The organism is Streptomyces sp. NPDC059679, assembly GCF_042734105.1.
GTDB lineage: Bacteria > Actinomycetota > Actinomycetes > Streptomycetales > Streptomycetaceae > Streptomyces.
Window position 1 is genome coordinate 1 of record NZ_JBHWES010000060.1, and the last position, 21,728, is coordinate 21,728.

Annotated in this window: 10 protein-coding genes and 1 tRNA gene; 4 read left to right on the forward strand and 7 right to left on the reverse strand. The window is 68.9% G+C overall.

The genetic code is table 11. The annotated features are described in order from the left end of the window. Positions 1–153: 153 nt before the first annotated feature. The 4 genes from ACFV2X_RS41875 to ACFV2X_RS41890 all read right to left on the reverse strand — a co-directional run bounded on the left by ACFV2X_RS41875 (position 154) and on the right by ACFV2X_RS41890 (position 12,708). Complete coding sequence (locus ACFV2X_RS41875) at positions 154–426, reverse strand: hypothetical protein (protein ID WP_385626563.1); 273 nt, start codon at positions 424–426, stop codon at positions 154–156. After that, positions 427–7,359 carry a polymorphic toxin-type HINT domain-containing protein gene (locus tag ACFV2X_RS41880; protein ID WP_385626564.1) on the reverse strand — a complete coding sequence of 2,311 codons (6,933 nt, stop codon included), beginning with the start codon at positions 7,357–7,359 and terminating at the stop codon, positions 427–429. 127 nt (positions 7,360–7,486) lie between these two features. Beyond that, a complete protein-coding gene (locus tag ACFV2X_RS41885) occupies positions 7,487–11,731 on the reverse strand; it encodes a LamG-like jellyroll fold domain-containing protein (RefSeq protein ID WP_385626565.1) in 4,245 nt (1,414 codons plus the stop codon). 892 nt (positions 11,732–12,623) lie between these two features. Then, positions 12,624–12,708, reverse strand: a tRNA-Leu gene (locus ACFV2X_RS41890). Positions 12,709–12,962: 254 nt separating this feature from the next. On the opposite strand from ACFV2X_RS41890, the gene ACFV2X_RS41895 reads away from it, so the two are divergent. Further along, positions 12,963–14,300, forward strand: a complete 1,338-nt coding sequence (locus ACFV2X_RS41895; protein WP_385626566.1) for a M20/M25/M40 family metallo-hydrolase — start codon at positions 12,963–12,965, stop codon at positions 14,298–14,300. Positions 14,301–14,617: 317 nt separating this feature from the next. Then, entirely contained in the window at positions 14,618–15,442 is an 825-nt protein-coding gene (locus ACFV2X_RS41900; protein ID WP_385626567.1) for a chaplin family protein, read from the forward strand. 120 nt (positions 15,443–15,562) lie between these two features. On the opposite strand, the gene ACFV2X_RS41905 is transcribed toward ACFV2X_RS41900, so the two are convergent. Next, positions 15,563–15,751: a DUF5703 family protein gene (locus ACFV2X_RS41905; protein WP_018537156.1), complete on the reverse strand. Its 189-nt coding sequence runs from the start codon at positions 15,749–15,751 to the stop codon at positions 15,563–15,565. A gap of 47 nt (positions 15,752–15,798) precedes the next feature. Between ACFV2X_RS41905 and ACFV2X_RS41910 the strand changes: the two genes are divergently transcribed. Continuing rightward, complete coding sequence (locus ACFV2X_RS41910; RefSeq protein ID WP_385626568.1) at positions 15,799–16,515, forward strand: hypothetical protein; 717 nt, start codon at positions 15,799–15,801, stop codon at positions 16,513–16,515. Positions 16,516–16,724: 209 nt separating this feature from the next. Here ACFV2X_RS41910 and ACFV2X_RS41915 read toward each other — a convergent pair whose 3' ends face one another. Next, positions 16,725–19,427 (reverse strand): helix-hairpin-helix domain-containing protein, encoded by a 2,703-nt coding sequence (locus ACFV2X_RS41915; RefSeq protein WP_385626569.1) that lies wholly within the window; start codon positions 19,425–19,427, stop codon positions 16,725–16,727. Next, positions 19,424–20,407 carry an aldo/keto reductase gene (locus ACFV2X_RS41920; protein WP_385626570.1) on the reverse strand — a complete coding sequence of 328 codons (984 nt, stop codon included), beginning with the start codon at positions 20,405–20,407 and terminating at the stop codon, positions 19,424–19,426. Before ACFV2X_RS41920 ends, ACFV2X_RS41915 begins: the two co-directional genes overlap by 4 nt. A 127-nt stretch (positions 20,408–20,534) precedes the next feature. On the opposite strand from ACFV2X_RS41920, the gene ACFV2X_RS41925 reads away from it, so the two are divergent. Then, positions 20,535–21,584, forward strand: coding sequence for an LLM class F420-dependent oxidoreductase (locus ACFV2X_RS41925; RefSeq protein WP_385626571.1), 1,050 nt, complete (start codon positions 20,535–20,537; stop codon positions 21,582–21,584). The last annotated feature ends 144 nt before the right edge of the window (positions 21,585–21,728 follow it).

Here is a 21,728-nt window from a genome sequence, read left to right on the forward strand (position 1 = left end):
ACCCCCGCCGGCCCCACTCGACGCCGGGGGGGGCGGGCGGCGTCCGGCTGCGTTGCCGTCAGCGTTGCCGTCAAAAGATCACGGGTGGGTCCCTCGGCCTCCGAGTCAAGGGACCCACCCATTTCTCCATCGAAGCGACTTGTTCGAATCTGACTATTGCAGGAGTACCCTCATTCGCCGTGCGATATCAGCCGCCTTCAGGCGAACCTGGTCATCGTTCAGGAGGTCCGGCATGCCGATGCCAGCCGAGTCGTAGTCATGCGCGACATAAAAGAGATCTGTCGCCGCCTGATACTGCTCGGCAGACGGATACGGGCCACCGTACCCCTTGTACAGGGGAAGGCAGACAAGAGAGAACTCTGCAGGAGAGATCCTCCCTTCGGAAACGGCTTCCGCGAGTACAAGGAACGGCTCCAAAGTCGCCATCTACAGCTTCCCTTGCATGGTCAGGTACCAGAACTGGTCTGAAGTCACGTCCGATTTCCAGGCACCAAGCATCTCGCCGGAATCAATGTCCACCGAGACGTGACGCCCGGTATTGAGATCCACGTAGTGCCGGGCAGGCGTCCCGCGATACGTTCCCGCGATTTGAACGTTTCCTGGATCCTTGACGAAGTCTTCCAAGGCGTTCACGAATTCCTGCTTGCTCGCTTTACTCTCCTTCGCAGTGACTCCGAAGTCAGCGGCATGCTGGAAGTGATGAGGCACCCTATTCGAATCGATCCATGCGGATCCACACCCGGGACCTGAGTTATGAACCAGGACCGGTGTCTGTCCCGCCAGCACATAGTACGTGTGGAGGTCGGTGGTGGTGAGGTTGTGGACCTTGGCCTGCTGGGTCCAGTGCTTGAGTGCGGTGATCTGGATGGGGGTGCCGGTGGAGGTGCGGATCCATTGACCGGGTTGCAGGTCTTTGGCGTCGATCCATTCGTTGAGTTCCGGGACCCAGAAGGGGTGGCTGTCGGTTGCTGTGACGGAGGCTGTCTTGTTGCCCTTCTTGCCGTCAAGGTCGAGGGTGATTTTGACGAGGTGTTTGAGGCCTTTGCCTTTGATCTCGGCTGTGACTGTTTTGGTTGTGGTCTTGCCGGTCTTCGGGTCGGTGGCGAGGATCTTGTCGCCGATTTTGACGTCTTCGATGGGTTTGGTAGTGCCGTCGGCCATGAGCACTTTGGTGCCTGGGATGAAGCTGTGGCAGGCTTTGAGGACTTTGAGGCCTTTGAAGACACGGGCCCAGGGCAGGTCGAGTGAGGCCGCGCCGCAGGCGCTGGTGCTCTTGCCGCTCAGGCACTGCTTCCACGCACTGATGTCAGGTTTGACCAGGCTGACTGCTATTGCGGTCACTGTTTTCTCGAAGGCGTTCTGTTCGTAGTCCACCAGACCGATTGCCTCGGCGGCAGAGCAGAAGCCCTCGGGCTTGCTGGACGGGTGGTAGCACGTTTGCTTCGCCCATGTCTGGAGTTGCTCGTCGCTGTCGTATTGCGGGAACCGATGCTGGAGTTCGCGGGCGGAGGGGACGCGGATGCCTTCGATCCACAACTCGCCCTTTTTCTGCGTGACGTTGATCGCCCGCCCGGGGCCGTGCGCATTGCCGCCGCTGCTGTGCCGCGCCCGGGACGGCGTGTTCGATGTCGGGTAGAGAATGCGGCCGCTGGTGTCGTAGCAGCCTTCTGTCGTGCAGCCCGGGCCGTGGCTGGGTGTCCAGTTGTTGTTGGCGCCATCCGCGCTGCAGCCGTCGCAGAAGCGTCCAGTGGGGTCGGAGCCGGTGACCGGGTTGTTGTTCGCGTAGGTGTAGCCGTTCACCTGTTGCGGGTCGGTCAGGTCCATGACGGGGTCGACCGAGAGGAACCGGCCGGTCGTTGGGTCGTAGTCGCGCGCGCCCAGGTGGGTGAGGCCGGTGGTTTTGGTGTCGTCGGTTCCGCCGACGAAGCCCTTGGTGCCGGGCCAGGCGGTGGGCTGGTCGCCGCGGAGGTCGCCGAAGGGCAGGGTGCGGCGCTGGGTGAGTTTCTGGGTGGCTGTGTCGATGGCGAGTTGTGCGGTGCCGTGGTGGTCGGCGAGGGTGAGGGAGACGGTTCCGTCGTCTTCCTGGACGGCTTGGTGGCCGCCGCCGAGGTCGAGGTAGTGGGTGGCTTTCGGCGTGGTGGAGCCCTTGGGCAGGGTGATTTCGGTGCTGCCCAGGTAGAGGGTGGTCTCGGTGGGGGTGCGGCCGATGAGGCGGTTGCCGTCGGCGTCGTAGAGGTATTCGGTGACTTTGTCGCCGCCGCCCTCGACCGGTTCGGTCACCTTTGCCAGGTGTCCCTCTACGTCCCATGCCAGGGACTGAGCGTCGCCGCCGAGCGTGCGGGTGGTGGTGTTTCCGGCCTTGTCGTATCCAAAGGTGTCTTGTGAGGTGCCGTTGGGGCCAGTGGCCTTGACGGAGGTCAGGGTGTGCGGCTGGGCGCTGCCGGGCTCGGGGTAGCCGTAGGTGCGCTTGGTGTCCTTGGAGGTGTCGCCTGTGGTGTCGTGCAGGGTTTCGGTGCGGCGGTTGCCAACCTTGTCGTAGGTGTAGGAGTGCCAGTACGCGGCCGGGCCGCCCAGCACGCCGCCGCTGGGGGTGGTGGCGCAGCTGGTGTCGCCTTGGGTCCATGCCTCGGTCAGGCGCCGCAGGTAGTCGTAGGTGAAGCACTGGTTGTCGGTGCCGGAGCGGGAGACGTCCGATACCGAGAGCACATTGCCGGCTTCGTCGTAGCGCAGCGTGCTGTACTGGTCGACGCCTGCGATGTCCTGGCGGTCGACGCGGGAGGTGGCCAGGCGCTGGGTGCCCCACTCGTAGGTGTTGGTGGACCACGTCTTCTTGCCGTCGCTGCTGGACAGTTCGTATTGCAGGGGTTTGCCGGTGAGGCTATAGGTGACGGACGATTTCACGCCCTGACTGCCGTCGATCGCGATGGGGCGCAGGGTTTCGTCCTCGTAGGTGTAGACCACGGACTGGGCCGGCAGGGATCCTGCCTTCGGATAGCCGATGCCCTCGACGAGGCCGGAAACCTCGTAGGAGGTGGTCGTCAGGTACGTTCCTTGCAGTGCTCCTTCGGTGGCGGGGATGGTGACGGAGGAGCGCAGCGGGCGGTAGAGGCGGTCGTAGGCCACGATTTTGGAGGTGTACGCCTGGCCGGCGTCGTAGCGGGTGGATTCGGCCAGGTATCCCTTGGCTCCGCTGACGGTGTCGTACACCCACCTTGCTCGCAGCTCGCCGCTGGGTGAGTCCTTGTGGAGTTCGGTCCGGCGGCTGAGGCCGTCGTAGACGTAGGCGAGGGTGGTGTCGCGCGCGTCGGTGGTGGAGGTCAGCTGGCCACGGTCGTCATAGGCGCTTGTGGTGGTGCCTTTGTCCGGGTCAGTGGCCGTGGTGGGTTGGCCGAGCAGGTCGTAGGTGTAGGTCCAGGTGTTCTTGGCGGGGTCGGTGACCTTCTTGAGTTCGCCGCGGGGTGTGTAGGTGTAGGTGGTGGTGTCGTAGGCGGCGTCGGTGGTGCGCTGGTGGTGCTGGCGCAGTTCGGTGGTCTGGCCGCGGGCGTCGGTCAGGGTGGTGGTGGCGGTGCCGCCCACGGGTGGGATGACAGTGGTGCGGTCGCCGCCGTAGATCGTTTTCGTCATGCCCAGGACGGTGCCGCCGTCGCCGTTTCCGGCGATCTGCCTCGCCTCGGTCTGCCGGCCCAGGCCGTCATAGGTGTAGCGGTTCTGCGTCTCGAGGCTCAGCGCGTCTTCCGGTTTGAAGAGGGTGGTGGTCGGTTTGCCGTCCGTGTAGTAGGCGGCGAACTCTTCGGCCTTCAGCCCGCGTTCGTCGTAAAAGACGTCGGTGAGCAGTCGCCCGCCACCTGGACCCGGGGCTTGGGTCTGCCGCTCGCGCAGGAGCCCGTCGTAGAGGGTGTAGGAGGTGCGCTGGACGCCCCGGTTCCCGAGCGTTTTGGTGCCCACGGCCACCGGCTGGTTGTCGGTGACGGTGTAGGTGAACTCGTAGGTGGGCGTCTGGCCGGTGAGCCGGTCGGCGAGCCACACCTTGATGGAGCGGCCCAGGGCGTCGTAGGCGTAGTTGGTGACCTTGCCGTTGGTGTCAGCTGCAGTCAGCGGCAGGCCGCGCAGCACATCGCGCGTGGTGGTGGTCGTCTGCGCGGTACTCGTGTCACCGGATTTGGCGGGCGGCGAGGTCACTTTCGCGCTGGTGGGGATGCCCTTCTCGGGGGTGTAGGCGGTTGTGGTGGTGCGCCCGTCGCTCCGGGCGGTCCGCTTGAGCACGCCGGCCGCGGTGACGGTGACGTCGGCGGTCAGATCGGTGCTGGTGAGGACGCGTCCGTACGAGTCGTAGGTGGATCCGGATTCCGTGTAGACGGCGGTGGTGCCGTCGTACTTCTTCAGCACCGCGGTCCCGGTGGGGTCCCCGGCGGTGGGGGCGGCGTCGTAGGCGCCGCCGTCGTAAGCCGTGCGGGCGTCGGAGATCACATCCCCCGGCCGGCTGACGGCCGCGTCACAGGCTTTGGCGACTGCTTCCACCCGGGAGGGGAGCGTGAGGATGTTCTTGTCGGTGTTCGTGGCGTAGGTGGTGCGGGTGCATCTGTTGTCGGCGGCGGTGTCGTTGTCGCCGAAGTCATCGACCTCCGTGACGCGGCCTGCCACCGTGTCGTAACTGGTCGCCCCCGACACGGTCCGCCACTTGGCTCCGGCTCCGTCGTCCAGAGACGTGAAGGTCTTGGTGTGGGCGGTTCCGGTGAAGTTGGCGGTGACCGTGCCCCAGTCGCGGACCTTCTTCGCGGTCTCGTGATACCAGGGCCGGTTCACCGTCTTGGCCAGGACCTTGCCGCCCGGCGCGGAGTAGCTGACGGTCTTGTAGGCGAACCCTGCGGCCGACTGGTGGTCGGTGATCGGGTCACCCTCACCGTCCTCCAGAGTGACGGTGACACTCTTGGTGCCGTCGTTGGTGTCCTTACGGTCGCCGTCCATGCCGCGTAGGAAGTACGTGTCCTGCTGCGACTTCATCGCCGCGGTCCCGCCCTGGCCACCGGTCTGCACCCGGACCTGGCCATAGCCTCGCCACTGCGACCAGGTCTTGAACTTCTCCTTGGTCAGCCCGTCGTCGTCATCGAAGTGCCAGGCGGCGCCGCCCTTGTAGTCATAGGCGGTGACCTGGTCGGGCGCCCCACCGGTGCGGTCGGTGGTGGTCACGAAGGCGACCACGTACTTGTTGAACCACTGCCGCTCGGGGTCGTCGCTCGTGCTGCCGCCGATGTACTGCGGGAAGCAGCGGGTGGTGTTGGTCTGCGGGGTCGGCAGTGCGTCCCATTTGCAGGCTTCCGGGGAATATTCGATGTCGATCTGGCCGCCGGATTCGTCGGCGACGGTTGACAGGCGGTCCTTGATGAAGGGCGCGTAGCCGTCGCCTGCCTTGTCCAGCCGGTTGGCGAGTTGCGTGTACGTGAAGGTGGTCTTCGGCAGGGTGATGGCCGGGTCGGCGGTGTGGCCCGTGCGCTGTATGGACTCCAGCTCCAGCTGGTAGTCGGTGTCCGCCTTACCCCACCTGTGTTCCAGCTTCCACGAGTCGACGCTCCGGTAGCTGCTGCCGTCGTGGACCTGGGTGGTGATGCTGGTCAGTCTCTTGCGAGTGAAGAACGCCGGGGAGAGCCTGCCCTCGTCGCAGTCCTCATCCGCCGTGCAGTTCAGGTCCCAGGGCGTGTCGTACCAGTAGAACGCGTCCTTGTCGATGGATGCGCAGTCGGTCTGGGTGTCGGGTATGCAGCGCTGGCTGCTGGTGAGGTCGACCTTCGCCAGGGCTTTGGTGCCGTACATCGAGGACGACTTCAGCCCGTACTCGATCCGGTCCAGCTCGCCGCCGCGGACATAGCGCGTATTGTCCTTGGCCTTGAGATTCCGGTCGTAGGAGTTGGTCTCCTTGTCGTAGTAGTACGCGAGGGCGTTGCCGTGGGGGTCGACGACATAGTCGAGATTCCAACGCCAGCCCTGCTGGCACCAGGAGTCGGCGAACGTCGCACCGTGGCACGGCTCACCGGACCCGTTCCCAAAGACAGGAACCGTCCACGTCGAGTCGGTGGCCTCCTTGCCATCAGCCCATCCCGGCAGCCGGTTGTATCCGAAGTAGTAGCGGATACCGTCCGGCGTGGTCACCCGCCAGTACTCGTCGTTCCTGGCGTCATTGCCGCGCACGTTGGTGGCCGAGCCGTAGAGCCGGTCGATTTTCGTACCATCGTCGCTCTTCAGCTTCCAGGAGTCGGTCCCGTTCGGGACCAGTTCCCCGCCCTTGCCGTTGAAGGACATGAACGCGTTGTCGTACGCCCAGCACAGGTCACCCGGCTTGCCGCCGTCCGCGTTCTCCACCCCGTCGTCCGCACACGGCTTGTAGCGGCGCTCGATGAAACCCGGCCACAGGTCGAAGCCGTCTCCCACCCACGAGGACTGGTTGTTGGTGTTCGCGGTACGGCCGTCGACACCACCGGAGGAGTACGACAGGCCCACGGTCGGCGTCAGCCCGCCCGGCACGTCCGGCACGGACATGCCGTACGACCAGGTGAAGTCCCCGGTATTCAGGTTGGTGTTCCACGCCGCGGAAGGCGAGAGGGAAGTGGCCTTGTAGTCCCCCTTCCCCCCGTCCTCTCCGGCCACAGCCGCCAGCACCGTCGGCTTACCCGAACGCAAGGCCAGTTTGGAAGCGGTGAGGGTCTGTTTCTCCGTGTCGTTGATGGCCTCGACAGGCTTGGCAGTGCGGCACTGCGGCCGATGCGGGGTGGTCAGGACGCAGGCAGGTAAGGTGATCAACTTGAGCCGGGAAGCGTAGCTGCCGCCATATGCCCCGGCGAAGGAAGAGTAGTCGACTCGGGCCCGCGCCGAGCCTGCCCCGACGGCCTTCAGGCTCTCATCTCCTGCCTTGGGCTGCAGGGTGAACAACGGCCCGTTCACGCCGGCCTTCTCGGACGCCTTGCGCCCCAGCACGCGGACCGCGACCTCTCCGCCAGCCGTGGCTGTGCCTCGCCGCACATCTGCAGCCAGTGCCAAGGGAAGCCCCTGGGCCCGCACCGGCGACGCCCCTGACTTCTCACCGGCAGCCGTCAGCTTCACCACTGCTGATGCCGCCTTCGGCCAGGCGGCGCGAGGGGCGGTCTTGGGGGTGCGCGGCCCCTTCATGACAGTGCGCGGTTTGACCTTGGCGATCGTGCCCGGCACCGGCTTCTCCGCGCGGGGAAGGTCAGGGCGGCCCTTCCCGTCGTCGGCGGCGACGGCGGGAAGGGCCGCGCCCTGCAGCAGCGTCGCGATCATGACCACAGCCGAGGCCAGCGCGACCCAAGGCCGGAGTGTCCGTAACCGCTTGCTCGATCTGCCGTTCATCCCTGTCCTTCATCCGTCACTGTGTGCACCGCCGGACGAGTACGCCGCGCGCGGTGGAGCGAAAGGTGGTTCGTGGGAAGTGCGGGGGCATGGTGGGCCGGGGGTCCCGGCCCACCGATGGTTGAAATCAGTCGCCGCTTGGAACGTCCGTGGCCATACCCGGCGTGCCGATCGCGAGCCGTGAGACCTGCGCGTCAGTGAGCGCGCCCTGGAAGGCCCACACGTCGGAGACCGCGCCGGGCCAGTACTCACCCCAGCTGGTACCGGTCTTGGCCCGGCCGAGTTGCAGCGGCTGCGTTGTCTTGAAGGACAGCGAGTTCTCCACCCAGGAGAATCGGTCGCTGCAGGCCGTGTCGTCTGCGTCGCCGTTGCCGTCGGCGTCCGCGCAGGCGATCTCTTCCAGCTCGCCGTTCACATACAACTTGAGTTGCTTGGCGAACCCGTCATAGACCAGCGCCAGATGCGTCCAGTCAGCAGGGCTGGAGAACTGCCCGTTCTCAACCTGCGTGATGGTGACGTCCTCGTCCTTGGTGTCCTTGTCCTTGTCCGCCATGGCTATCCGCCACCGGCCCGGATCCGTATCCGGGGTCGCGCTCGGCACATACCGCACCACGAACGCGCTCTGTGCCGAACCCGGTGCACTGAGCAGCGTCACGCTGTCCTGTGGCACGGCTGCGGCTTGCGCCCACGCCGTCACCGTGAAACTCGCGCTCGTATCCACCGGTACTGTGGATGTCGCGGCGTAGTCGTTGACACCGTCGAGCAGGAGGCCGCCGTCGACCCATCCGGATCCGACCCGTGCGCCGCCGTTGACGGTCATGTCGTTCCCGGCCGCGGAGGCATCTGGTGTGGTCAGTGGTGTTCCACTGGCCTGCTCGAACTTCCAGCGGCCCTTGACCAGGGCGCGCTGCTTGAACAACTGCTGCGCTTCACCGGCCGAGACCGGGCGATCGAACAGGCGCACGTCATCGATCGTGCCCGGGAAATAGTTGGCGACCTGGCCGCTGTAGGAGCCGGCGCCGATATACATGGACTGGTCCGCGTAGAACGCACCGGCCAGCTCAGTCGAACCTGCCTTGGCCCCATTGACGTACAGGGTGAGCGTGTTGGCGACGGTGTCGTGCACTCCGACCAGGTGTACCCAGTCTCCCGCCCGCGCTTGTGTCCCCTCCGGCTGCATGGCCCGGATGGGTGTCGCATCCGCGCTGTCGGCTGAATACTGGTTGACCGCCCACCGGTCGTACGCCTTGGAGTAGTACAGCTCGAAGCCCGGGGCGTGCTGGCCGGCCTGGGCGGTGATCACCGCAGCGCCGTCCGGCTTCTTGTCCAGCTTCGCCCAGGCCGAGACGGTGAAACTGCGGGAGGTGTTGACATGAGGAGCGCGCTCCTGGCCGATCTTCGCGTAGCCGGTGGAGCCGTTGAAACGGGTGGCCTTGCCAGCGATCCCGGCCACGCCCGTGGTGACACCACCCGCGTACTTCGCGGGGATTACACCGCCGTACCCCTTGATGTCAGTGGCGCCGGCTTTCTCGTCGAAGTGGAGGACCGCCACCGCCGGGCGCCCCGGGTCACCGACCGTCTGACGGGCGTAGAGCTTGTCGACCTCGTCCTGGGCGACGGGCTTGTCGAAGATCTGCGTCTCGTCGATCGCGCCGGGGAAGAAGTCCTTCGCGGCTCCGTCGGTAGCGCCCGCGCCGATCCGCAGGCCCCTTCGGGCACTCCAGCCGATGTCGTGGGAGGCGGTGCCTGCCAGCTTGCCGTTGACGAACAGCTGAAGCCTTTTGTCCACGCCGTCGTAAGTGCCGATCAGATGGGTCCACTCGCCGGCCTTCACCCCGCCCGGCGTGCCGGCCATCGCCCGTACGATCGTGGCCCCGGGCTCATCGGCGGCGAAGGTGTTGAACACCCACCGGCCGTAGGAGGCGGAGTAGTACAGCTCGAAGCCGGCGGTGTGGTTGCCGATCTGTGAAGCCACCATCGCCGCGTGATCAGGAACCTCCGACAACTTCACCCACGCCGAGACCGAGAATCCGCGCGCGGTGTCGGCTACGGACAGGTCGGTGGACGCGTATCCGTCCGTGCCGTTCAGCGACAGCCCTCTGCCGGTCACGCCCTCCGCGCCGGTTGTCGCGCCACCGTGCAGGCCAAGGGTCCGAGGCGGAGTCGACCCCTCCGCCTCGGCCGCGCCCGCTCCCTCGTCGAGTTGCCACGTCGCCCGTTCAGGCTGCCCCGCCTTCACCCGGAACTGGTACGTACGGATCTCCGACCCGTTTCCCGCCTCATCGAACGCCTGCGCGGTGACGAAGTTCAGGCCCGGCTTCGCCGGAAGGATCTTGACCGACCTGGCCGCTCCCGATGACGTGGACACCTGGTTCGCCGAGATCGGATCGCCGTTGAAACCCCATCGGTACCGCGTCACATCAGTGGAGGAAGAGTCCAGTTCGAACGTGCCGTACTGGCCGACCCCGTCCAGCCAAGGGTCCTCAGGGTCCGCCGGGTTTGATGCCGGATACTCGCCCGACACGACCGCCGGTGCCTTCGGCACCGAGGTGTCGTAGACGAAGTAGCACCCCGTCGCGCCCCCCGCATACGACCAGGGGGAGTACTGGGCACCATCATAGGAGCGGGCATACCAGTAGACGATCTTGTTGGCCGGAATCGAGGACGGCAACGAGATGGCGAACTCGGCCCCGGATCTCTTCGACGATGTCAACGCGGGTTTCCAGCGTGCGATCAGGCCCTTGCCGTCGCCCGCGTCCCACTTGGCCTGGAACTGCACCGCGACACTGTCACCGTCCGGGTCGGTCACGTTGTTCGCGTAGATCTTGCCCAGCGTACGCACCCGCGCCGCGTCCCCCGGCTTCTTGCAGACGCCTCCGTACTCCATGGTCAGCTGCGACACCCGGACCTGGCCCGGCGGACGGTTGTACTTCACCCGCAGATACGCGTCATCCGAGAACCGCTTCCACCCGTACCTGTCACTCTCACTGGACGCCTGCAGCCCGAACGTCATCGTCGACCACTTCTTGTCCGCAGCCTCCTGGACCGCGGACCGCACGGAAAACTCCGCATCCTTCGCCGCACACCCGTCATAGCCGTAGGCGAAGGACTCCGTCTTCAGGTGATCGATCCAAAACCCATCCGCGTTCTGCGAGTTCCACGTCGTCGACGAGGAGATCCCCTTGGTACGCCACAACTGCACACCGCGCGCATCACACGACGCGGACCACGTGTTACGTACCACGAACTCCGCCGACAGCACCGACTTGCCCGCGAACCTCGACGTCGGAATCCGGTAGAAGAGACGCTTGGTGTCCTCCGGCTGGCAGTAGACCCAGCCGCAGTAACCCATGCCCGCATCGGAATCGCCGTTGAACTTCCACTGCGGCGACGACGCCCAGTACTTCGACGCCATCGTCCATGCGGCAGCCTTCGGCGAATACCACTGCGGGTCGATGAACACCGGATACACCGTCCCCGACCCCTTCAGCACCCCGGAATCCGGCCTCAGCACCAGTTCATCCTGGCTCGCCGGAACCTCCACCCCCACCGCAGCCAGCTTCCCCGACTCACCCGCCGACGGCTCCCCCTCATCACCGGACCCCGAGGCGCCCGCGGGTGCCCGCACACCAGTTGCCCCCTGTGCCCCCGGACCCGGACTGGAATCCCACATCACCGGCTGGGGCGCCTCAAACACCGCAGCACCCGCACCCTTGTCGACCGCCTCAACCCCACCGGTGCCCGACTCCTGAACATTCAGGCCACCGGCATCAAGCTTCAGCCGTAACTCCGCCAACTCCTCACTGGCTGCGGCCTCAGCCGACTTCACCACCAGCAACTGTGTGAAACCGTCCTCCTGGGCCCCCATGCGCAGGTCCACCCCCGGCAGCACGTCGGGATAGGTGGCCGTATCTCCTTGTAATCGCGGAGCAGGCAGAACCGTCGGCCAGGACAACGCCAGTTCGCGGCCTGCCTTCCTCATCCGCGCAAGCGGCGTACTACCGCCCCCGGAGAACGCCAAGTCGACCGTCGTCGCCTTCGGAGCAACCGTCCCCTCGTCGGTCTTCACCAACCCGGTGTCGATGGGCTTCCATTCACCGTCCACTCGCGCCCGGACGGGCCGCAGATGCTCTCTGGCCTCCAACTTCCCATCAGGCATGGCGAAAACCTCACTGCTCTCACCCCGCAGCGAGGCAATCTCCACCGGCTCGCCCTCGCGCTCAGCCGCCGCTCGTGCCAACTCCTCGCGCACGGCGCTCTTTACGCCGTGCGCGTCAGTGGCCGCTGCTGCTGTGTGCGCTTGGGCAACCTGCACGTCAGACAGCGGGAGCGCTCCCAAAACAACCGCAGCGGCTAACACCACCCCGGGCATGCGAGCACCGCGCCGACCAGCCAAAGGCATAGCAAACTCCCCCCACAAGGCCTCCCCAGACCCTGCTCATTTGTGAACGACTCTCGACGGAATCGCGAACGCGAGAGTAGGCATCGCATCGCACACCAGTCCAGGCGACCACAAAGGCACAACACGTAACATCTCACAACAACACCCCCATCAACCTTGCATGATATGCGCCACATAAAGCATCGCCTGGGAACCATTACCTCGTGGAGGTTTGTTGCCGGTGCAACGGATTCCGATGCTGGACTTGCCGCTCGAGTCGTGAACGGTCCTCAGCGGTGAAGTCGGCAGAGCCGAGCGGCCAAGTACTACCTTGGCTTACCTGGCCGGCATCGAGGGGGCGACAGTCGCGCCGACCCCAGGCTGCAGCCCTCAATCTGAAGGAGCCCGCCGCGCCATCGCCGACAGCGACCGGTGCTTGGCCCCCTATCGCGCTGCACTCGACACCGGAGTCAATCCGATAGCCGTTCCCGACTGGATCGGCCAGGGGTGTGTCGGGGACGCTGGCGTTCGGACGGGACGGCAAAGTCCCCGCGGCCGAGCGGCTACTCATCCTGCACGACACAAAGCACGAACCGGAGGTGGCATTGGAGTGCGGAGTACGCGACAACGACGACCAAAGGAGGGCATGGGGGTCAGATGATGAGCTCACCTGCCCGGGTGGACCAGGGTCTGTCCACGAGCGCAAGCCTGAACGCACGCGATCTCCACATGAACCCGACACGAACCCCCACGCCATGAGATCGGGAGAAACCCCAGGCCAGCGCCCTGTCAGCGCGACAACCTCGCGCACCCATTTCGGCCACTTGGTCGACACCACACGCAAAAAGCCTGGTCAGCGCACTGACCAGGCTTTTGGAGTGAGTGTCCGAGGGGGGACTTGAACCCCCACGCCCGATAAAGGGCACTAGCACCTCAAGCTAGCGCGTCTGCCATTCCGCCACCCGGACCAGGTGTCTGCCGTCCGGCCCGCGGCCGTTCCGACGGGAAAACCATAGCAAACATCCGGACGTGCTCGATCACGCGTGCCCGTGCCCCAGAGTGGTCCCGCGGCGGTCCGGCGCGCTGGAAGTGTGGACGGGATGTGACGGCGGTATTTCCGCCTTGGGCTGGGCGGGTAGGCGCGGGAGGATGGCGGGGGACCCCTGCCGCGGGTCCTGCCCGCGCGCGGGTGCTCCGTGGCAGCAGAACTTGAGGAGGCAGTGTGAGCGAGTCGACTTCGGCCGCGAGGACGACCGGTGCGGTCAGTGGTGAGGACGAGGTCGTCGACCTGTGCCGCGACCTGATCCGATTCGACACCAGTAACTACGGAGACCACTCCGGCCCGGGCGAGCGCGCGGCCGCCGAGTACGTCGCGGAGAAGCTTGCCGAGGTGGGGCTCGAGCCGCAGATCTTCGAGTCGCACAAGGGCCGGGCGTCCACGGTCGCGCGGATCGAGGGCGAGGACCCCTCGCGTCCCGCGCTGCTCATCCATGGCCACACCGACGTCGTCCCGGCCAACGCCCTCGACTGGACCCACCACCCCTTCTCCGGTGAGATCGCCGACGGCTGCGTCTGGGGCCGCGGCGCGGTGGACATGAAGGACATGGACGCGATGACGCTCGCGGTCGTACGCGACCGGCTGCGCAGCGGTCGCAAGCCCCCGCGCGACATCGTGCTGGCCTTCCTCGCCGACGAGGAGGCGGGCGGGCTGTACGGTGCGCGGCATCTCGTCGACAACCACCCGGACCTCTTCGAGGGGGTGACCGAGGCGATCGGCGAGGTCGGCGGCTTCTCCTTCACGGTCAACGAGAACCTGCGACTCTACCTGGTCGAGACCGCCCAGAAGGGCATGCACTGGATGCGGCTGACCGTGGACGGCACCGCAGGCCACGGCTCGATGACCAACAACGACAACGCGATCACCGAGCTGTGCGAGGCGGTCGGGCGGCTCGGGCGGCACAAGTTCCCGGTCCGGGTCACCAAGACCGTACGGTCCTTCCTCGACGAGCTGTCCGACGCGCTCGGCACCCCGCTCGACCCGGAGAACATGGACGAGACGCTGGCCAAGCTCGGCGGCATCGCCAAGCTCATCGGGGCGACCCTGCAGAACACCGCCGCGCCGACGATGCTCGGCGCCGGCTACAAGGTCAACGTCATCCCGGGCCAGGCCACGGCGCATGTGGACGGCCGCTTCCTGCCGGGGTTCGAGGAGGAGTTCCTGGCCGACCTCGACCGGGTCCTCGGCCCGCGGGTCAAGCGCGAGGACGTGCACGCGGACAAGGCCCTGGAGACCACCTTCGACGGCGCGCTCGTCGACGCCATGCAGTTGGCGCTCAAGGCCGAGGACCCGATCGCCCGCGCCGTGCCGTACTGCCTCTCGGGCGGCACCGACGCCAAGTCCTTCGACGACCTGGGCATCCGCTGCTTCGGCTTCGCGCCGCTGCAACTGCCCCCGGAGCTGGACTTCGCCGGGATGTTCCACGGCGTCGACGAGCGGGTGCCAGTGGAGGGGCTGAAGTTCGGGGTCAGGGTGCTGGACCGGTTCATCGACGCGTGCTGACCGCGCTCATGCCCGCGCGCCGACCTCCCTGGCGGGCATTTAATCGAGCGCGCATATCGATCACACATACTGACTGAATCAATAAGGGTGAATGGTGTCGTAGATTCATAGCTCGATTGCTCCTTCCTCGTTACATGGTGTGCGGCCCCCAACGGGGGCCGTTGCATCGATCACGTGACGTGGAGTCACAGTCCAGAGGGGTGCGATCCCGGGTATCCCCGGAGGCCGGTGAGGTGCCTCGGGGAGACCGGGATGGGGGGCGGGCGCTTCCGCTCGCGCGCATTCCGCAGGACGGAAGGCAGGGGAGCGAGACAGTTATGCGACAGGTTGCGAAAAAGGGCCTGATCACCATCGCGGCGGCGGGCGGCGTACTGGCCATGACCGGCGGCTACGCCCACGCGGGCACGGGGGCCACCGGCGGTGCCGCGCACTCGCCGGGCATCGGCTCCGGCAATGTGGTCCAGGCGCCCGTCGACATCCCGGTGAACGTCTGCGGAAACACCGCGACCGTTCTTGGGGTGCTCAATGGGAGTGGGGGAAGCGGCTGCGGCAATGTGGTCCACGAGGGTGGGTCCGGGAGCTCGCAGCACACCGGTTCCAGCGCGGAGGGCAGCACCGAGAATTCGCCGGGCACCGCCTCCGGCAACAATGTGCAGGTCCCGGTCCATGTGCCGGTGAACGCCTGCGGGAACGGCCTTGGGGTCGGCACGGTCGGGAACACCGACATGGGCGGCGAGTGCGGCGGCGTCGTGAATGTCGTTCCGAACGACCCGAACGACCCGAACGAGCCGGGCGACCCCGGTGACCCGAGTGACCCCGGTGACCCGGGAGAGCCGGGCGACCCCGGGAAGCCGCATGAGCCGGGCAAGCCGCACCACCCCGGGGACAGCAAGCCGGGCGGCCACACGCCTGCCCCCTCCTCGCCGGGCCACAGCGGCGGCCACGCGGCGGGCCAGGGCGCGCAGCAGATCGGCGCGCACGGCGCCGACGCCTCCTCGAACCTGGGGGGCTCCCGGCTGACGGGCACCGAGCAGCTCGCGCACACCGGTGCCGGGCCGGTCGCGTTGGCCATCCCGGCCGCCGCGGGCATGCTGCTCGCGGGCACCGTGCTCTACCGCAGGGCGCGGGCCGGCAAGCACTGAGGCGGCGCTGAGCCGCAGTGACCAGCTCTGAGCGGCACTGAGACCGGTACGTTGCGCTACGGCGCGGCGTCGAGCGGGCCCCGCACACCGGCGGGGCCCGCCCGGCGTTTCAGCGGCGGCTCACCACGTGGCGCGGAGCTGGCGGATGATCCGACGGCGCAGCCGCACCCTGCGGCTGCCGTCGGGATTGAGTCTCAGGCGGTCGAGCTCCCAGTGTCCATACTCGGCATGGTCGGTCAGCAGGCGCGTGGCGGCCTTGCGGGAGACCCCGCGAGGCACATACACATCACAGAATTCGTATTCCGGCATCGCATCTATTGTGCGGGACCGGGCCTGCTACGGATAGCGTCTGCACTATGTCTGATGCTGCGCAGCCATCCGCTGCCGAGGTACGCGCCGCCGCTGAAGCGGTGAAAGCCGCACTGGATCGTCACCTCGACGCTGTCGAACGCCGGTCCGGGGAAGACGACCCGGCTGTCTACGCCGCGTTCAACGAACTGGCCGCGGCAGCCGAGGTGTACGACGAGCTGCTCTATGACGCCTACGACGAGGTGACGCCCTTCGAGATCCCCGGTGACGACACCCTGCCCCCCTATGCCGGGCCCGAGGAACCGAGCGCGCTGAGCGTGCTGATCCGCAGGGACTACGCCGTCGTCGAACCGCAGCGCCTGCTCTCGCAGGCCAGGCGCGTCGCCGAGCTGGATGGGGGCACCGACTCCGACAACGGCGGGGCGGGCGGTGCGGCTGCCGTCGGCGACAGCGTCCAGACCGCCATCGGGGTGCTCTTCGGCGAATACGAACCGGACGAGATCGCCTCCCGGCACAAGGAGTTCGGGCTGGAGGAGGGCGACTCGACCCTGTGGGTCGCGGCCGGAGACGAGCTCGCCGAGCCGGGGGAGTGGCTGGCCACCCCCTTCGACCAGCCGGATCCGCACCAGGTCGTCTGTCGCTTCGACGTCAGCACGGTCTTCGACGAGGAGCTGGACGACGACGAGGACGACGAAGTTGACGTTGCCGACGAGGTAGAAGAGGCGGACGAGGAGGACCTGGAGGTACTGGGCCCCGGGAACTGAGCCCCACCGGGGCCTCGTCGGGGCCTCCCACCGACCGTCCCTGAGCGCCGGGCGGGCCACCGGGCCCGCCCGGCGCTCAGCGTCTGCCAGGCCAGGCCGGCTCCTGGCGGCCGGCGATCCTGCCGGGCGGCAGGGGCCGTGCCTGGGCGGACCGCCGGCGGGAGCCGGAATCCACGCCCCCGTGGCCGGGGCGCCGGGCGCCCACTGCCCTACCCGGCGGACGGGACCTGCGTCTGCAGCAGGGACCGAAGCCGGGTGGTTCGGTCCTTCGCCGGGATCTCCGCCACCGACCGCGCCAGCGCCGCGTCCGCGCCGTGCACCACGGACAGATGGCGCTCGCCACGGCCGAACGCGGTGTACACCCAGGCTCGGGTCAGCCCCGCGGCCGCGTCGCCGGGCAGTACCACGACCGCCGCAGGCCAGCGCGCGCCGACTGCCTGGTGGGCCGTGAGCGCCCAGCCGTGGCGGACCGTGTCGGCGACCTGCTCGCGCGGCACCACGACGGCCGCGCCCGCGCAGTCCAGGTGCAGTCCCTCGGCGTCCGCCGAGACCACCGTGCCCGGCAGCGCACGGCCCGGCGCCGGGACGTAGGCGACCCGGTCGCCCGGGTCGAAGCCGCCGAACCGGCCGGGCCCGGGGTTCAGCCGCTCCTTCAGGGCGGCGTTGAGGGCGCGCGTCCCCGCGGCGCCGCCGTGGCCCGGGGTGATCACCTGCGTATGCTCGGGCGGCACACCGAGCGCGCGCGGCACCGAGTCCGCGACCAGCTGGACCGTGCGGTGCACGGCCTCGCCCGCGTCCCGCACCGGGACGATCACGACCTCCTTGCCGGGGGCCTCGACCTGGTTCAGCTCCCCGATCCCGATGCCCGAGACCAGCTCGCCGATCGGCCCGGGGTCCGGCGTCCGGGAGACGACCTGGGGGCAGCGGCGGGCGGCCAGCAGATCCGCGAAGACCTTGCCGGGGCCCGCCGACCACAGCACACCGGGGTCGCCGCTGAGCACCAGCCGCGCACCGTCCGGCAGCGACTCCACGAGCATCGCCGCGGTTTCCACGTCCAGCTGCGGGGCGTCCAGCACGGCGATCACATCGAGGGCGAGCGCGCCGTCCTCGTCGCGGCCCGGGCCCTCGTGGCCCGAGAGCAGCCCGGCGAGGGTGACCGCCGCGTCGGACCCGCCGAGGCCGGTGCCGCCGGGGTGGACGCCGGAGGCGTGGCCGGCGTCGCTCTCGGCGCCGCTGACGCCGTCGGAGTGGCCGACCGGGCCGTCGGCACCTTCCCCGGCCGAGGCGGCCGCGGCGGCGTCGATCAGCTCGGCCAGCCGCCGCCTGCCGTCCTCGGTGTGCGCCGCCGCGTACGCCCGCAGCCCCAGGGACCTGGCCGCGGCGACGAGCGCGGCCGGTTCGGCGCGGGCGGCCTCGCCGCCGCTGTGTGCGACCAGGCCGTGGCCCGCGGCCGTACGGATGAGCTCCGCCCCGGACGGGCTCGGCGCGGCGGCTGCCGCGGCCTCCCAGTCGGCCGCACTCGGACCGGCGGCGTCCGCCTCGCCATGGCCGGAGACGTCCGCGGAGCCGTCATCGGAATCGGCGCCCGCACCGCCGCTGTCGCTGCTGTCTCCGTCGTCACCGGCCTCGCCGCCGGGCGCACCGGCCGCCGAGCCCCCCGAGCGGTCGGCGAAGGTGCCGGCGAGCCGGGCCAGGCCGTCGGCCAGGCTCTCCTCCGCCAGGGCGAAGCGGTCCAGCCCCAGCAGGACCCGCACCGGCTGCTCGTGGTCGGCGCCGTCCGCGTCTTCGGACGCCGGGCGAGCGGCGGCCCCGGGGGTGTCGGCGGCGTCCTGGAAAACCAGCACCAGGCCGTCCGCGATCGCGGACCGCAGCGCCGCGTCCGGATCGGGCACGGAAAGCTTGGCGAGCCCGGCGCGCAGCGCGGAGGACTCCAGCGCGGTGTGTCCTTCGAGCGCGGCGCGCTCGAGCAGCCAGACCGTGAGTGCCTGCGCCCGGCGCTCGTCGTCCGGCCCGCAGTCCGGCCCGAGCAGAGCACGGGCGAAGCCGTCCGCCTGGTCATGGCGCACGCCGGACACGGCCAGCAGCTGCCAGGGGTCCTCACGCAGCACCTCGGCGGCCGTTTCGCCCAACGCGACCACAACCGCACCGGCCAGGCTCTCGGGGGCCCCGCCCTCGGCGAGCACCCGGCGGACCTCGGCGGCTCCTGGGCCATCCGCAGCCCCGGCCCCGGCCCCGGGCCCGGCCACGGTCCGGACGGGCTGCCCGGCGCCCGGTGCGGCGGGAACCCCGCGCGCCGGGGCGGGCCCGCCGGGCCCGGCCGCCCCGGGCTGTCCGCGCCCGGGCCCGTCCGTCCGATCTTGAGCGCCACTCGGGCGGGCCCCGCCGCTTCCCGAGCCCCGCGCCGCGGCACGGCCCTGGCGGGCCGCGGGCGTCTCGGTGAAGAACGAGGCCGCCGACCGCTCACCGCTCTCCACGGCCCGTACCGCCGCGGCCAGCGCCTCCGCGGCGGCGGACCGCTTACCGCCACCGCCCCCGGCCCGGTCGCCACCGGCTCCCTCGCCGCCCGCCGACGTCCGGTCGCCCGGAGCCCCGGCGCCCCCTGAGGATGCCGCGCCCGCAGTGCCGGCGGCCTGCTGTCCGCCCGCCGCCGATTCGCTCCCCGAGTCGGAAGAGGCCGGGCCACCGGCCGCCGCGTCATCGCCTGCTGCCGAGGGACCACTGGGAGCGAGACCCGCAGGGCTCACGGGCTCGGCGCTGTCGGCGCCGTCGTCGGTGTCCGTGTCGGCGCCGCCCTCAGCGCGCGGCGGGACGGCGGCGTCCGCGTCCGTATCCGTCCGCGCCGCGGGGGTGCTGGTGGTGGGCTCCTCCTGGGGTGCGGAGGCGGCCTCGCCGGCGAGGCGGTCGGTACTCACAGCGTGCTCCAGTCCTGATCGGGATAGCGGTGCACGGGCGCCGACACATCGTCGAGCGCCTGGCAGATTTCCTCCGGAAGACTAAGCGCCTCCACCGACAAGGCCGCCCTGAGCTGCTGCGCGTTCCGCGCGCCGACGATGGGCGCGGTGACGCCCGGGCGGTCGCGGACCCAGGCCAGCGCCACATGCAGCGGGGTGGTCGCCAGGCCGTCGGCCGCGGTGGAGACCGCCTCGACGATCCGGCTCGCCTCCTCGTCGAGGTACGGGGCGACGAAGGCCGCCATCTGCTCGGAGGCGCCGCGCGAGTCGGCCGGGGTCGTGTGGCGGTACTTGCCGGTCAGCACCCCGCGGCCCAGCGGGGAGGAGGGCAGTATGCCCAGGCCCAGGTCCAGGGCGGCGGGCAGCACCTCCCGCTCGATTCCGCGCTGCAGCAGCGAATACTCCATCTGCGTGCTGGCGAGCCGGGTGTGCGTGCCGGACGAGGCGAGCTGCCAGGTGGCCGCCTTGGCGAGCTGCCAGCCGGAGAAGTTGGACACCCCCACATACCGCGCCCGCCCGCTGCTGACCGCGATGTCCAGCGCCTGAAGCGTCTCCTCGATCGGGGTGACCGGATCGAAGGCGTGCACCTGCCACACATCGACATAGTCGGTGCCGAGCCGCGCGAGCGAGCCGTCGAGCGCGGCCAGCAGATGGCCCCGTGAGCAGTCGAAGCGGCGGTCGGGGTCGGGGACGCTGCCCGCCTTGGTGGCGATCTGCAGATCGCGGCGCGGCACAAGGCCCTCCATCAGCTGGCCCAGAAGGTACTCGGCGCCGCCGTCCGCGTACACATCGGCGGTGTCCACGAGTGTCCCGCCCGCTTCCCAGAACGCCTTGAGCTGATCCGCGGCGTCGTGTTCTTCGGTGTCCCGCCCCCAGGTGAGCGTGCCGAGCCCGAGCCGGGATACGCGCAGGCCCGTGCGGCCGAGGTGCCTTAGCTCCATGAACGTTGAGATTACTGGCCGGAGATCGAACCGTGTCGGCCTGTGGATAACCCGGTCCTGACGTACCCGGACGCGGCGCGCTAGAGTCCGGGCAACAAGGACGTTACTGATCGGTAAGGGGTGCGGCATGAGGCTCGGAATCAACCTCGGCTACTGGGGCGCCGGGATGGACGCGGACAACCTCGCGGTCGCCCGGGAGGCCGACCGCCTCGGCTACGCGGTCTGCTGGGCCGCCGAGGCGTACGGCTCCGACGCCGCCACCGTGCTCAGCTGGGTGGCCGCACAGACCGAGCGCATCGACGTCGGGTCCGCCATCTTCCAGATCCCGGCCCGTACGCCCGCGATGACGGCGATGACCGCCGCGACCCTCGACTCGCTCTCCGGAGGCCGCTTCCGGCTCGGGCTCGGCGTCTCCGGGCCGCAGGTCTCCGAGGGCTGGTACGGCGTGCGGTTCGACAAGCCGCTGGCCCGCACCCGCGAGTATGTGGAGATCATCCGCAAGGCCATGTCGCGCGAGCGCCTGACGCACGAGGGCGAGAACTGGACCCTGCCGCTGCCCGGCGGCCCGGGCAAGCCCATCAAGCTCACCGTGCACCCGGTGCGCGAGCACATCCCGCTGTACATCGCGGCCATCGGCCCCAAGAACCTCGAGCAGACCGGTGAGATCGCCGACGGCGCGCTGCTCGTCTTCTTCTCGCCCGAGCACGCCGAGGCGACGACCCTGGGCGCGCTCCGCGCCGGCCGGGAGAAGGCGGGCAAGAGCATGGACGACTTCGACCTGGTGCCCACCGTCCCGATGGCGGTCGGCGAGGACATCGGCGCCCTCGCCGATATCTTCCGCCCCTACACCGCGCTGTACGTGGGCGGCATGGGCAGCGCGAAGCAGAACTTCTACAACAAGCTGGCGCAGCGGATGGGGTACGAGAAGGAGGCCGCGGAGATCCAGGAGAAGTACCTGGCCGGCGACAAGGAGGGCGCGGCCGCGGCCATTCCGCGCGAGCTGATCGACTCCACCGCGCTGCTCGGCCCCGTCGAGCGCATCGCCGACCGTATGCAGGCGTACGCCGAGGCCGGGGTCACCACGTTGTCGCTGTCCCCCGCGGGTTTCACCCTCGAAGAGCGGATCGCGGGGCTCCGTACGGGCGTCGAGGCGCTGGAGCGAGCGGGGCTGGCCTAGGAAGAAGCACCCCGGGCGGAGGAAGAAGCACTCCGGGCGTCCGGGAAGGCCTACGGCCGTGGTGGGGGCTCGGGGTGTCTTCCCCGCCACGGCCGTCACCCAGCACAACGCCCCGGCGTCCGCGCGGTTACGCGACCGCGCGGA

What these genes read in the sequence shown, in the direction of transcription:
- ACFV2X_RS41900 (WP_385626567.1), top strand. Translation starts at nt 14,618, where the DNA reads ATGCGACAGGTTGCGAAAAAGGGCCTGATCACCATCGCGGCGGCGGGC.
- ACFV2X_RS41885 (WP_385626565.1), bottom strand. Translation starts at nt 11,731, where the DNA reads ATGCCCGGGGTGGTGTTAGCCGCTGCGGTTGTTTTGGGAGCGCTCCCG.
- ACFV2X_RS41920 (WP_385626570.1), bottom strand. Translation starts at nt 20,407, where the DNA reads ATGGAGCTAAGGCACCTCGGCCGCACGGGCCTGCGCGTATCCCGGCTC.
- ACFV2X_RS41905 (WP_018537156.1), bottom strand. Translation starts at nt 15,751, where the DNA reads ATGCCGGAATACGAATTCTGTGATGTGTATGTGCCTCGCGGGGTCTCC.
- ACFV2X_RS41875 (WP_385626563.1), bottom strand. Translation starts at nt 426, where the DNA reads ATGGCGACTTTGGAGCCGTTCCTTGTACTCGCGGAAGCCGTTTCCGAA.
- ACFV2X_RS41925 (WP_385626571.1), top strand. Translation starts at nt 20,535, where the DNA reads ATGAGGCTCGGAATCAACCTCGGCTACTGGGGCGCCGGGATGGACGCG.
- ACFV2X_RS41910 (WP_385626568.1), top strand. Translation starts at nt 15,799, where the DNA reads ATGTCTGATGCTGCGCAGCCATCCGCTGCCGAGGTACGCGCCGCCGCT.
- ACFV2X_RS41880 (WP_385626564.1), bottom strand. Translation starts at nt 7,359, where the DNA reads ATGAACGGCAGATCGAGCAAGCGGTTACGGACACTCCGGCCTTGGGTC.